General features: G+C 51.1%; 13 protein-coding genes. 1 reads left to right on the top strand and 12 read right to left on the bottom strand.

Annotation, left to right across the window (positions count from 1 at the left end):
• Nucleotides 1–38: 38 nt before the first annotated feature.
• The 8 genes from KB236_10700 to KB236_10665 all read right to left on the bottom strand — a co-directional run bounded on the left by KB236_10700 (nucleotide 39) and on the right by KB236_10665 (nucleotide 7,794).
• A complete protein-coding gene (locus tag KB236_10700; protein UIF28975.1) occupies nucleotides 39–1,598 on the bottom strand; it encodes a bifunctional metallophosphatase/5'-nucleotidase in 1,560 nt (519 codons plus the stop codon).
• Entirely contained in the window at nucleotides 1,598–2,410 is an 813-nt protein-coding gene (gene phnE / locus KB236_10695; protein UIF28974.1) for a phosphonate ABC transporter, permease protein PhnE, read from the bottom strand. The genes KB236_10700 and phnE (KB236_10695) overlap by 1 nt, the downstream gene beginning before the upstream one ends.
• Nucleotide 2,411: 1 nt before the next feature.
• Nucleotides 2,412–3,203, bottom strand: coding sequence for a phosphonate ABC transporter, permease protein PhnE (gene phnE, locus KB236_10690; protein UIF28973.1), 792 nt, complete (start codon nucleotides 3,201–3,203; stop codon nucleotides 2,412–2,414).
• Between the two features lie 11 nt (nucleotides 3,204–3,214).
• Entirely contained in the window at nucleotides 3,215–3,967 is a 753-nt protein-coding gene (phnC, locus tag KB236_10685; protein UIF28972.1) for a phosphonate ABC transporter ATP-binding protein, read from the bottom strand.
• An 89-nt stretch (nucleotides 3,968–4,056) separates the two neighbouring features.
• On the bottom strand, nucleotides 4,057–4,959 hold the full coding sequence (locus KB236_10680; GenBank protein UIF30358.1) for a phosphate/phosphite/phosphonate ABC transporter substrate-binding protein: 903 nt from the start codon (nucleotides 4,957–4,959) through the stop codon (nucleotides 4,057–4,059).
• Between the two features lie 374 nt (nucleotides 4,960–5,333).
• Nucleotides 5,334–6,182: an aldo/keto reductase gene (locus KB236_10675; protein UIF28971.1), complete on the bottom strand. Its 849-nt coding sequence runs from the start codon at nucleotides 6,180–6,182 to the stop codon at nucleotides 5,334–5,336.
• A gap of 413 nt (nucleotides 6,183–6,595) precedes the next feature.
• Nucleotides 6,596–7,189, bottom strand: coding sequence for a PepSY domain-containing protein (locus KB236_10670; protein UIF28970.1), 594 nt, complete (start codon nucleotides 7,187–7,189; stop codon nucleotides 6,596–6,598).
• A 158-nt stretch (nucleotides 7,190–7,347) separates the two neighbouring features.
• Nucleotides 7,348–7,794: a MarR family transcriptional regulator gene (locus tag KB236_10665; GenBank protein UIF28969.1), complete on the bottom strand. Its 447-nt coding sequence runs from the start codon at nucleotides 7,792–7,794 to the stop codon at nucleotides 7,348–7,350.
• A gap of 77 nt (nucleotides 7,795–7,871) precedes the next feature.
• Between KB236_10665 and KB236_10660 the strand changes: the two genes are divergently transcribed.
• On the top strand, nucleotides 7,872–8,426 hold the full coding sequence (locus KB236_10660) for an NAD(P)H-dependent oxidoreductase (protein ID UIF28968.1): 555 nt from the start codon (nucleotides 7,872–7,874) through the stop codon (nucleotides 8,424–8,426).
• A gap of 107 nt (nucleotides 8,427–8,533) precedes the next feature.
• Here the strand turns inward: KB236_10660 and KB236_10655 are convergent, their stop codons facing one another.
• The 4 genes from KB236_10655 to KB236_10640 form a co-directional block, all read right to left on the bottom strand.
• On the bottom strand, nucleotides 8,534–9,220 hold the full coding sequence (locus tag KB236_10655) for a glycerophosphodiester phosphodiesterase (GenBank protein UIF28967.1): 687 nt from the start codon (nucleotides 9,218–9,220) through the stop codon (nucleotides 8,534–8,536).
• 355 nt (nucleotides 9,221–9,575) lie between these two features.
• Nucleotides 9,576–10,700, bottom strand: a complete 1,125-nt coding sequence (locus KB236_10650; GenBank protein UIF28966.1) for a vitamin B12 independent methionine synthase — start codon at nucleotides 10,698–10,700, stop codon at nucleotides 9,576–9,578.
• Between the two features lie 383 nt (nucleotides 10,701–11,083).
• Complete coding sequence (locus KB236_10645) at nucleotides 11,084–12,604, bottom strand: ABC transporter permease/substrate-binding protein (GenBank protein ID UIF28965.1); 1,521 nt, start codon at nucleotides 12,602–12,604, stop codon at nucleotides 11,084–11,086.
• A 1-nt stretch (nucleotide 12,605) separates the two neighbouring features.
• Nucleotides 12,606–13,538, bottom strand: a complete 933-nt coding sequence (locus tag KB236_10640) for an ABC transporter ATP-binding protein (GenBank protein ID UIF28964.1) — start codon at nucleotides 13,536–13,538, stop codon at nucleotides 12,606–12,608.
• Nucleotides 13,539–13,627: the final 89 nt, after the last annotated feature.

Below are 13,627 nucleotides of genomic sequence, written 5' to 3'. Positions count from 1 at the left end.
GCGTCCAAGCGACGACTTCACCGGCTACTCTATTCAATCTAAAATTGCACCTTAAAATTCGTGGGTTGCACGCCCGTGACGACGGGATGTTCCACAAAATAATTCATAATCAGTTCCGGTAGATCGACGTTTACTTCCCGAATAATCTTCGCCGGGCTAAACATTGGGTAGTCGCCGCCCCCATTGCCACGGTACTGGTTCACCGCAACAGCTAACTCCTGGTTCGGTTGAACCGCCTGTCCATGGTAATCTAACCGGACCACCCGCTGACCGACCGGTTGCCGGAGGTCAAAGGTATAGTCGAGGCCACTATAAATATCATAATTATAAAGCTGTAGCTTGGGCGTGGTAAACGCGGGGCTGACGTGCACCGTACCATCGGTCGCCAACTCGAAAAAGCTGGCACACCGCTCCAGGGCCAAGCGGATATTTTGACCGGTGAGCGTCTCAACGACTAACGTGTTCGGGTAGCTATAACTGTTCAACAATTGCCGAATCGTCGGCTGGGACCCCAGCCCCCGGACGTCATCGTTGAAGAGACTCGCGGCCGCAATGTCCGTTTGCCCGGCGGCCATTTCGACGGCATTGACCAGCTGTAAGTACGGATGGCCGTGTAACCGTGCCGCCAGCGGGTCCGTGACCGTAAGACTGGCTCCGGCCAACTGACCAATCGGCTGATCCAACCACCGTTGGACGTGGGATTCCGTTTCTTTGGTCAACGCGGCAAGCCATTCGGCCGGCGGGGCGGCCGCCGTAGTCAATAGGCGGGCATCGTGTTCAACAATCCGCTTGGCTTTATCCAGCGTCAGGTCGATCAGCCCCACAGCCTCGCCCTTTTCACCAGGTTGCGTCGTGGGCACACCGCAATAAATATCGGCTAATTGGCGGTGTTGGTGACCCGTAATCAACGCGTCAATCCCCGGCACCTCCGCCAGTAATCGGTAGCCCTCGTTCTCACTGGTGGCGCGTTCCGTGGGTTCTCCCGTGGTGGGATCGGCTTCGAAGCCACCGTGATAGGCCACCACCACGACATCGGCCTGTTGCCGCAAGCGGGGTACCCAGCGTTTAGCTGCCGTAACGACGGATTCGAATTCAAGCCCAGCCACGTGATCCGCCGTCTCCCAAGTGGGGACGTAAGCGGTGGTCAGCCCCAGAATAGCAATCTTCACGCCCTGACGCGTTACGATGGTGTACGGTGCATCCACAATATGTTGCGTCTCACCACCAGTGATGTTCGCGCCCAACAACGGGTAGTCACGGTCGCTTTCGGCCGTGCGTAGATAGTCCAAGCCGTAATTAAACTCGTGATTGCCCAGGACTCCGGCATCGTAATGCAGGGTCGTGGTCAGCTGCGTCAACTGTTCACTCGGAACCTCGGGGTGCTTGGCCAAGTAAGTGGCAAAGGGCGAGCCCTGAATCCAGTCACCATTCTCAATGACTAGAACAATCTCATCCGGCAAGGCGTTTTGTCGAAAGCTGTCGATGATGGTCGCCACCTTTAGCAGCCCCAGTGGCTGCCGATCCGTGACGCTTAAGTACTTGGTCGGATAGACGTAGCCGTGAACGTCACTGGTTGAGAGAATCCGAATTTTTACCATTAAATTAACCTCTTTCGCAACTGTTCCGAGAGTGAGTCAATCAGCAGAACCATCAGGACGATCCCCAGGAGAATGATGCCCACCCGGGGCCAATTGCGCGTCTGAATCGCGAAGATCATGGGTGTCCCGATCCCACCGGCACCCACCATCCCCAAGATTGAAGCCGACCGCACAGCGATCTCGAATCGGTAGAGTGTATAGGAAATAAATTCCGGCATGATTGTCGGCAACGTCGCCAACATAAAGACTTGTGCGCCATTGCCACCGGCACTCGTGATGGCCTCGTCGGCTCCTCTGTCCATATTCTCAATGGCCTCGCTGAAGAGCTTTCCAAGCATCCCAATCGAATGAATGCTGACGGCCAGAACGCCAGCGTAGGAACCCGGGCCCACGGCTTTGATGAACATAATTGCCAACACAATTTCGGGAAATGTTCGGATCAGCGTCAAGACGACCTTGCCACTCCCAGAGCGAACGTGCAACCATTCATGATTACCACGGGCCGCCCAAAAGGCAAAGGGCACACTGATTAACGCCGAGATAAACGTTCCCAGAAAGGCGATGGCCAACGTTTGCAGAATTAAAGAAACTAGGTCTTCGCCGCTCCCATTGTACACGTACGCCCAGTCCGGCTGAACTAACCCGTGGACGATTGACTGCGACACGGCCGCCGCCGACTCCTGTAACCCCGTAAAATGAAGGCCCGTCACCGCCCATAGATAAACGACCGCCACAACCACTAGCCACAGTAACCACCGCCACCGATGCCATAACGTCAGCGTTAGCGGCTTTTTTGAAATTGTCGTTTGCATGCTAGAGTAAGACCCTCCTTAAATGATTGCTGACACCGTCAATCACCAGCACCACGATTAGGGTAGCCAAGATGATGACGGCCGTTTGACTATAATTGAATTCATTCAACGAGCGTTGGAGAAAGACCCCGATTCCCCCGGCGCCCAAGTACCCCAAAACTGTGGAAGCCCGTACGTTAATCTCTAACGTATATAAAAAATAGCTCACAAATTGGTTGAGAATTTGAGGTAAGACTGCATACCAGATAATCGTTAGTGGATTAGCGCCGACCGAGATCAGAGCTTCCAGAGGTCCCATGTCAATCGTCTCAATCACTTCATAGAAGAGCTTGGACACCATTCCAAACGAAAAGATAGCTAGCGTCACCACCCCCGCGGTCGAACCGATTCCGAAGATAGCCACGAAGATTGCGGCCAACAATAAATCTGGTAGCGTTCGCACCAAATCCAAAACCAACCGAATGAAACCACGAAGCCAACGATTGTGAACCAAGTTGCTGGCGGCCAGGACTGCAAACGGCACGGCGAAGGCCGCCCCAATCGTGGTTCCTAGAATCGCCATCTGAACGGTCTCATACAACGGTTGTAAAATCACCGGCAGGTAATCCCAGGCCGGTCGGGACATCCGAACTAATAAATCGGTAAACTGGCCTAAATTATTGAAGAACATGGCCGCATCGACCCCCGTCATTTGCGACGAGGCGATGAGTGAAATGATGAGGAGCACGGTCCAGCCGATTGGCTTCACGTGCCAGCGCTGTACCCAAGGACGTCGTGGAACTTGCGTAGTCATTTGCTCTCCCCCTAACCTGCCTGATAGACCCGATTCAGGTCTGCTTCCGTGACGCGAGCAATCGGCTGGTCATACACAACTTCACCGGCCCGTAGTCCCACGATACGGTCCGCGTATTCGCGGGCAAGAGCCACGGAATGGAGATTCACGATAACGGTGATACCGTCTTCTTGATTCAGCCGTTTCAAGATATCCATGACCGTCTTGGTCGTCAGCGGATCGAGCGAGGCAATCGGTTCATCAGCCAAGATAATCTTGGGGTCCTGCATGAGCGTCCGGGCAATCGCCACACGTTGTTGCTGGCCACCAGAGAGTTCATCGGCTCGCGCGTAAAGCTTCTCAGCCAGACTCACCCGTTGAAGTGACTGCACGGCCTTCTGCTGATCGGCCGCACTAAAGAGGCCCAAAATACTCTTCCAGGTTGGGTAATAGCTCACCCGGCCAGAAAGCACATTCTTCGCGACACTCGACCGCTTAACCAGATTGAAATTTTGAAAGATCATCCCAATCTTACGGCGAAGCAAGCGCAGTGAACGTCCCTTATATTGATTAATCGGTTCATCTTCGATCCGAATCTCGCCGGAGGTAATCTCGTGCATCCGGTTAATCGTCCGCAGTAACGTACTCTTCCCGGCACCAGAGAGCCCTACCACCACTAAGAATTCGCCTTGGGGAATATCGAAGTTAATATCCTTTAACCCCACTGTGCCATTATCATAAATTTTATTGACATGCTTGAATGAAATCATCGGTGTTGCTTCCATTAGTTGGTTCCCCCTATTGAAAAAGGAGCAGCAAAGGCATTGTTCTCAATGCATCCCTCTGTTACTCCTCTCGTGACGTCCATTCAGTTTTACTTATCGAGGGCCTTAGCCTTCTTGTCGTACTGCCGAATAATGTTGAAATTACTATCCTTAGAGTCGGTGTAACCTTCATGCGAGTAAACGCTGGAAATGATGGCGTGCCCCTTCTTCGTCTTGGCGATTTGTTTAAAGGCCGTCGCAATCTTCTTTTGCCACTTACCCGTCATATCACCACGAACCGTAATGGTATCGTTAGGAATCTTTCCTGTGGTGTAGATCGGCACCACCTTACTCATGATGTCCTTCTCGTCCTTCTTCACCAAGTTCCGGGCGCCCTGGAAGACAAAGGCCGCATCCGTGTTCTTGTTGTAGACGGACAGAACCCCCTGATCATGTCCCTTAACCGTGACCGTTTGAATCCCCGATTTGTTGATGTTGACGCCCTTATCCAGCATTTCAACTGCCGGATAAATCCAGCCAGCCGTCGACGTGGTATCCTGAACGGCAATCTTCTTGCCTTTCAAGTCCTTAATCGACTTAATGCCGCTGTCCTTGCGCACCAAAATCTGTGAACGATAGTAGTCCACTAACTGAGCGGTTGGCTTGTCGCCAGGCTCACTAACGCCAAAGCGTTGCGCTTGCAGCAAGACCTTATCGTGATACTGCTTGTGTGCTAAGACGTAGGCGTCAGGTGGCAGGAAGCCCACATCAACCTTCTTGGACCCCATGGCCTCCACGATTGTGTTGTAATCGGTCGATACACTGACCGTCACTGGAATCCCCAGTTGCTTCTTCAACAAGCCTTCCAGCGGCTTAGCCTTCGCCTCAATGGTTCCGGCATTAGACGATGGCACGAACTCCACCGTCAACTTCTTCGGGGCGTACCCCTTCGATCCCGACGTGGACGCGGTGGTCTTCCCACAGGCGGCCAACGTCGCCGGTAGAACCAACAATGCCGTGAAAACTAAAAGCCATTTTACCTTCTTGCTCAGGTGCATCTAGCTCACTCCTCAGTTATGTAGTAGTCTCTCTTTTGACCATCTCCAATTCTAGCAGAGAACCGAACTTTTACAATCTTTTTCTGAAAAATAAGCCGGATATAAATATATTTATGATAATAAACAGCCTTATTTTCAATAGGTAAACCGTAAAAACTGAACGATATATTTATTGTTCAATAAAACTAGACTGACGCAACATTTAGTTAGGTACTCAACTAATTGCCGTCTGTACGATTGACCCACAAAAAAGACGAGATCAGAACAAAAGTCCTAATCTCGTCGCTTAAAATCGGTTTTTTAACTTACAAAGACACTACTTGACTAATTTAGCCTTGCGTCCCGTTATGTTCGTGATTCTTGGCCGTATCGCTTAATGCATTTAATTTCACCATATCTGCTCCTGAGATGGAGAAATCAAGTTGTGTGTTCGCCGTAATGTGAGCCGGACTCGTCGCCTTAGGCAGGGGCAAGACGCCGTTCTCTAACACGAAACGCAATGCCAACTGGGCTGGCGAAACGTGATACTTATTGGCCATCTCTTTAACGTCAGCGTTTTCCAACATATCCCCGGTTGCCAATGGCGAGTAGGCTTCGACCAGCATGTCGTGGTCCTGCGCAAACTTGGTAATTTTAGGTTCCGTGTAACCCACGTAGTACTGAATCTGATCAACCATGGGCGCGACCTTGGCGTGGTTCAACACGTTCTGCAGGTCATGCGTGTCAAAATTGGAAACCCCGATTGCCTTCGCCTTACCGCTGGCATAAATCTTTTCCATCGCCCGCCAAACATCCAAGTTACCGGCGTCACAATCCTTACCAATCTCGGACCATGGCCACGGTGCGTGTACCAGATAGAGGTCGACGTACCCAATGTCTAAGTTCTTCATCGTCGTGTCAAAGGCATCCAGAGCCCCTTGATAAGTCTTGATCTCTGCGGGCAGCTTCGTGGTCACAAAAATCTCTTCACGGGGAATCCCCGAATCGCGAATGGCCTTACCTACACTGGATTCGTTGGCATAAGCCTTTGCCGTATCAATGTGCCGGTAACCAGCCTTCAACGCGTCAGCGACCGCCTGATAAGCCGTATCGCCACCAGGAATTTGCCATGTGCCAAACCCAACTTGTGGAATCTGCGTGCCATTAGCCAAACTAAACGTATCCGTTAAAACTGACATATATGACCCTCCAATTTATTCAGTAATTATGATAAGTATACGCTTTCTCCGCTAATTTGCGGCTGAATTTGCCTTCTCAAACGTTCGGGATTTCAAACAGATTTCAGTAAAATTGCGGTTCCATGAATTTGTAATATTACAAATCAAAAGAATCGCCCAAAACCCTTGATTTCTTTGTTATTATAAAGGTGTCGTAAAACAATTGCTTAACAACCAGACGACAAACTAAAGCTTTTTTGGTAATAATTGTTAAGGTACCCGGAAAATGCCTTAAGAATTCATTGTCTAAATCAAATATTAGCCCCATTGAATCAGACTAAATCCCAGTTCGATTCAATGCGGCTAATTTTTTTTCGTTTTTTCACAAATAAACTGGCTAAATACGGGAACACCCTTACTCAAGCCACTTTAGACTAATCATCATCGTCATCTTGTTGGGACGTCACCACTTTGGCGGTGTAGGCATTGACGTACACTTCACTGGTTTGCTGGCCCTGGTGGACCTTAACTTCCCACTGAACCTGATCATTCTCGTGTTCCAGCGACCATTCAACGGCAGTGCCGCCACCTGCTCGCTTCTCCGCAGCCTGAGAAATATCAGTCAAAGCCTTCAGTCGATTTACGGTAATGGCATCACGGTTACGAGCAACACCGTTGGCTTCGTCTTGATCCAGCTTTTCTTGCTCATGATGTAACACCTTGCCAGACCGGGCGTCGATGGCGATCTCATATTCACGATTGTTGTCCAAGCCCGAGACCTCATAGCGATACTGCCCATTTTCTCGTTCCAGAGTCAATTCACTTAGCGCAACGTCTTGTCCAAACTGCTGATGAAGTTGCTTAATCGCCGTGTTGACCGAAACCTTGATCGTCTTAGGCGATGCCGCGCGACTGGTTTGACTAGAACTCGTCTGCTCCGAATGTGCCTGCTTGTCCTTGGTCCCCTGACCGGCACTACAACCGGCCAAGGCTATCAGACTGATTAACAAGATACCCAGTTTTTTCATTATACGCCCTCCATAAAATTGGCTAGGTTTGTTTTCTCAACTTAACTTTAGCAAAAATAATCAACTGCCACCACTACTTAGCTCACCAGCTAGTCGGCACCACAGTCGTTGACCCCAAAAAGTCCGTAGCGTTGGCTACGGACTTTTTGACTAAATGCCTATTCGTGATACGTCTCCTTGTCTCCCGTCAGTGTGTCGGCTAGCTGTTGGAGTACTCGGGCAAGTTCGGCACGATCATTGTTCGAATAATCCGTTAACTTTTCGCGAAAGGCCGTCTCGCGGGCAACCTTAATCTGCATGAGACCGCGCTGTCCTTGCGGCGTTAGTTCTACCTGCCGAACACGCTGATCGCCGCGTTCCGTCTCCTGTAGCCAGCCGGCGGTCATCAGCTTATCAACCTGCCGACTGATTGAAGAATGGTTACGACCAATCTGATCGGCTAGTTGACCAATACTGATACCCGGCTGCCGCCCCACACGCACGACGATTGGAAGTGCGGCCGGCTCCAACGGCACATCGGCTTGCTGAAGTAAATGACGGTCCTGTTGCGGTTGATTGAAAAAGGTCACGATTTCAAATAGGGCTTCGAAGATTTCATTATCCATACTTGTTATTATAGCAGAATCATGCTAAGATGTGTGCACAATGCACGGATAAATTTCACTCAAAGGAGTTTTCACACATGACCCATAAAATTGGTCTCATTCTCGGCTCCACCCGGCCTTCCCGAATCAGCCCGGAGATTGCCGCTTGGCTACAACGAAACTTAGCGCAACCCGATCTCAGTATCGACCTTATCGACCTCGCCGCCATTAATCTACCGTTACTTGATGAGGTGGCACAACCCTCTTCCGGCATCTATCACGAAGCGCATACCCAACAGTGGAGTCAGCTGATTCAGGGTTACGACGGTTTCGTCTTGCTCTTCCCCCAGTACAACTGGGGCTACCCAGCACCGCTTAAAAATGCGCTGGACTACCTCTATCAGGAATGGGCGCACAAGCCAGTCAGTCTGGTATCCTACGGCGGGCACGGTGGCTTTCAAGCGGCGCAGGGCATGAATCTCGTGGTCCGCGGCTTAAAGATGCGGTTGCTGACCAATAATCTCCAGATTACTTTGCGTAGTGCGGACTTAAATGACCAAGGCCACTTCATTGAAACCGATCAGGCACTGGCACCCTACGTGTTCAATGCCCAACAAATGGGGGCTGAATTCAGTCACTTACTTAATGCCTAACCTTTCTGACAACGACCACCCTTCCTCAGTTGGGGAAAGGTGGTCGTTTTTTGAGCTATCCACCGCATCTCCCGCGGCCTCAACTACGAAGACCACTATTGGAGAACTCAATTCGCCATTCGCTGTTTAACCTGCATCATCGTCACAAAATCATCGGTAAAGATTCCGGCCACCTGCTGGCGCATGAGATCAGCGGCCACCGTGGGATTATCCACGGTCCAGATACGCTCCGCTACCGGCAAGCCGGACTGAAAGTGACTCAAATGTAGGCCACTCAAGTGCTCTTTAGCCACCAGGGTTGCGGGTTGCGCCACCGGCTTATCAGTCAGCCAGCAGTAACTTTCATTAGGCGCAATCTGCTGACACGTCTTAAGAGTGGGTAAGTGAAAGGACGAGAAGATAACCGGTCGGCGCAACGAGGTGGCGTGCACCATCCGCATGACAATGGCCTCAATTCCCGGGTACTGAATCTTATCCGTCTTCAATTCCAGATTTAATTGCACATCCCGATCCGTTACCAATTTTAAAAATTCTGCCAGCGAGGGAACTGGCTCGCCGTTGGTTAAGTGAAAATGACGTAGCTGGTCGAAAGTGTAGCTGTCGATGCAGCCGCTACCATCGGTGGTACGATCAATCCGTTCATCGTGCATGATAACGGGGACCTGATCCGCCGTCAGATGAACGTCAAACTCCAAGCCTTCAATGCCATGATCCAATGCATACCGGAATCCGGCTAACGAATTTTCCGGAAATCGTGCCGGGTAACCCCGGTGACCAAATACGGTGGTTGTCATCGTTACAGCTCACTCCTTATTGTCGTCCTTCACCCACTATCCCTAGGTTACTTTCCAGTCTACCCGACGATTGTAAAGAACGGCTGGATTTTCGGTAAAATTCGTGTAAACTTCCCAGTCGCCCCACGTCAAAAGGCGGTTCACCAGCAAACTATCGCTAATGAACCGCCTTATTTAACCAATTGGGGTTGAAACAACCTACCGCTTGCGGCCAACTGAAAAAGTAGCGTAAGGCAACATCCTTTGGGTCAAACACGAACGCTATTTGACCTATCAGTCGACTTCGTAGCCTAGAGTTCGCGAACGGTAAGGCGGCCAGCACGCACACCGGCACCGCGTCAACTACCAGTTCCGTTTAACCCCAAACGCTGTCGGCGATGTGTTTAACCAGCTTGAGCTTGGCCCACTGCTGGTCCTCGGTCAATTGATTGCCTTCTTCGGTAGACGCAAAGCCACACTGCGTGGACAAGGCCAGATTAGCCAGCGGAACTTGTTTAGCTGCCTCGGCAATCCGGGCCTTCACGTCGGCTTCATCTTCCAATTCAGGGAACTTAGACGTCACCAGTCCAAGGACCAGCCGCTTACCGGTATCGCCGTTCCAAATCTTCTTCAGCGGTGCAAACGAACCGGCCCGATCGCTGTCGTATTCCAAGAATAAGCCGTCATAGTGCAGTTGTCCCAGGTAGTCGGCAACGTCGTCGTAGCCGCCGGAGAAGAGGTAGGTCGACTTAAAGTTTCCCCGACAAATATGGGTCGTGACCGTCAAGTCCGCTGGTAACCCCGCTAATAACTGATTGATGACCCGAACGGCATCTTCGGCCAAGCCCACATACTTTTGGTGGGCGGTGGCGTCAGCAGCCGTTTCATTCAGCTTACTGATTAAGAATGCCCACGTCGTATCGTCCAACTGTAAGTACCGGCAACCCAGATCGTAGAAATGTTCGATCGTTTCATGGTAAGCCTTGGCTAAATCATCTAAGTACGCGTCCCAGGTCTCATAGAATTGGGGCCAGTTATCACTCCGGTTGTCCCGGAACAACATGGTCGGTGATGGAATCGTTTGCTTCACAACCACACCATCTGGCACCAGACTCTGAAGATACTGGAAGCTTTCGAAGAACGGATGGTCTGGGTTAAAGGCAATCTTACCGACCAAATCGGCGTTATCGGTCCGGGTCTTGCTCCCATGGAACTTATAACTTTGCTTGTAGTCATAGTGCCCCACGCCGTTCAGGCCCCACAGAAAGTCCAGATGCCACCAGCTGCGGTTAAACTCGCCGTCGGTCACGGCCTTCAATCCCAAATCAACTTGTTCTTGAACCACACGCTTGGTCTCGGCCCGTTGCACTGTCTTCAAGTCATCCGCGGAAATTTCACCCGCCGCAAATTTTGCCCGGGCCGCTTTTAAATCAGCCGGCCGTAAGAGACTGCCTACAACATCATAACGGTAAGGATAAGCTTTCAAAGTCGTTGTTGTCATGGTTAAATTCCTCCTAGATTTTAGTGATTCGTCATCGGCCATAAAAAAAGCGCCCGTCCCTGAACTAATTGCTTAGTTCAAGGGACGAACGCGTCGTTTTACCACCCTAGTTTACAAGCTCCTCACAGAACTTGCCTCAACGGTACCTGTTGATACCCGGAAAGTTAACGGTTCCTACCGACCAGGCAGCGTGAACCGCCTGATAGCTATTGGGAGCTCATCTTCATGGTTAGCCATTGACCCGTTCTCACTTACCGGGCTCACTGAACAACGCCGACGCCACTACTCTTCTCCTAGCCTTTTATGACAAATCGATTAGAAATTAAAGATAGTTTAGTCTTCCTGAATCGGCCTGTCAAGGTTAGTTTCACAAAAGCCTCGCCCTAATCTAACAATCCGTGACTCTTCAAATATTCTCGCGCCACCACAACTGCCTTCTCATGCTTGACCGAGACACGGTAATTCATCTTCTGCATGTCCGTCGTCGTGACCTTACCGGCTAACTTGTTCAATGTCGCCCGTAATTCCGGGTGTTGCGTCAACAACTTCTCCGTCATCAGGGGCGCGCCTTGATATGGTGGGAAGAACTGCTTGTCATCCTTTAAGACGACCAAATGATACTCCTGCACCTCGGGATCCGTGGTGTAGCCGTCGACCAAGTTGACCTTGCCATTGGCAATCGCCTTATAGCGAATGGACGGCTCCATGGTCTTCACACTCGCAAACTTCAGGCCGTACGCCTTGCTCAGTCCGGGATAGCCATCCTTCAACTGGTGGAAGTCGGGATCAAAGCCTGCATGGACCTTGTCTTCAACGGCGACTAAGTCCGACACATTTTTAAGGTGGTACTTCTTGGCAAACTGCTGGGTCACGGCCAAGTCATACCCGTTTTGATACTTCATCGGCTTCAAATAGGCCATCTGGTGTTGCGTCTTCAACGCCGTCTTCGCGACCTGATAAGTCTTCGCCGGATCATGACTGGCCGACTTCTCTCCCGTCACCAGCGACTCCAGCACCGTTCCGGTGAATTCGGGGTAAATGTCGATCGACCCCGACTGCAACGCCTTGAACAGGAAGGATGTGGCCCCAAAGTTAGCCTTCGTCGTCACCTTAATGTTCGGGTGGTCGTGCTGAATTAAATCTTTATACATGTTAATCAAGATTTCCGGCTCACTACCCAATTTTCCGGCAACGGTCAGAGTCGTTTGCGGATTGGCGACCTTGCGATACCCCGCAAAGCCCCCAATCAGGACGACCAATGTCGCCAACACAATTCCAGCTTTCTTGAAGGACAGCTTGCCCAACCAGTCGATCCCGGCACCAAAGACCAGCGCCAAGATGGCAGACAGCACCGCCCCGATAATCAGGAGAGCATTGTTGTTGGTTTCAATTCCCAACAGGATATAGGTCCCCAAACCACCGGCCCCAATCAATGCGGCCAACGTGGCGGTCCCAATAATCATGACCGTAGCAATCCGAATTCCAGAAATAATCATCGGCATCGCTAATGGTAGCTCAATCCGAAATAGTTTCATTCGCCGCGACAGTCCAAAGGCCGTGGCCGCCTCTTCTAAGTTCGGGTCAATCGTGGTCAAGCCAGAATACGTGTTCTGAAAGATCGGCATCACCGCGTAAATGACCAACGCGATGATCGACGGAATCGTCCCAATCCCCACGATAGGAATCAGAATCCCCAACAGTGCCAGACTGGGAATCGTCTGAAGCACACTGGTAATCTGGAGCATGACCTTGGCGGAACGTTGATGATTCATCAAAATAATAGCTAGGGGAATCGCGATCACCGCCGCAATCAGCAGTGAGATCAGCGACAACCCAATATGCTGCCCAATGGCGCGGACAATGTCGTCGCCCTGCGTCGTCAAAATATGCCAAATGGCTTGCAAGCTAGTCCGCCTCCTTTGTGGCTAAATAATCTAAGAGATCCGCCGTCTCCAGCGACCGGCCACCGTGGTCCGTGGCTACCACGACCATTGGTGCCTGTTGTAGCGCGGCCGCGAGTTCACTCACCGGTGCCGTAGCGGCTAACGTGGCCGGTGTCGTTGTGGCCTGACCATAACCCTCATTTAATAATTGCTGAATCGTCGCCGGTTGCGGGGCGTGTTCATTCTGGAAAAAGCCGCGCACGAAATCATTGGCCGGGTGCTGCATGATCTCGTCGCCCGTCCCAATCTGCTGGATATGGCCCAATCGCATCACGGCAATGTGCTGACCCAACCGGAGTGCCTCGTGCATGTCGTGCGTCACGAAGACGAACGTCATCTTCAACTCCCGGTGCAACCGCAACACGAGGTCTTGCAACTGCTTACGCGAGATGGGGTCCAACGCGCTGAAAGGTTCATCCATCAGGACCACCTTAGGCTTAATCGCCAGTGCCCGAATGATCCCCACCCGTTGCTGTTCCCCACCGGAAAGCTCGCTGGGCATCCGCGTGGCGTACTGGTCGGGATCAAGGTCAACTTGAGCCAACAGTTGCCGTGCCCGCGCAATGCGTTCCTTACGCGGCCAACCCAGTGATTCGGCTTGAATAGCTATGTTTTCTTGAATGTTGAGATTAGGAAATAGCGCAATATTTTGAAGCACGTATCCCATTTGGAGCCGTAACTGTTTCAAGTCGTAATCAATGATGCGTTTATCGTCAAAATAAATGTTGCCGTCGGTTGGTTCGATCAGCCGGTTGAGCATTTTAAGCGTGGTGGTCTTCCCACTCCCACTTGGCCCGACCAAGACAAAGAAGTCCCGACTGGGGATCGTCAGATTCAGCCGATCCAACGCCAAATTTCCGTCATACTGCTTGCTCACATTTTTAAACTGTATCATGCCAACCTCCATGTCTATCGATGTTACCGTCAATTCTTGCTTGCTCAGTTACCCTGTAATGTCTAATTATACTAATCTTCGTCAGATTA

This window comes from Levilactobacillus brevis, assembly GCA_021383565.1.
GTDB classification, from domain to species: domain Bacteria; phylum Bacillota; class Bacilli; order Lactobacillales; family Lactobacillaceae; genus Levilactobacillus; species Levilactobacillus brevis_B.
This window is presented reverse-complemented; position numbering and strand designations above follow the sequence as displayed.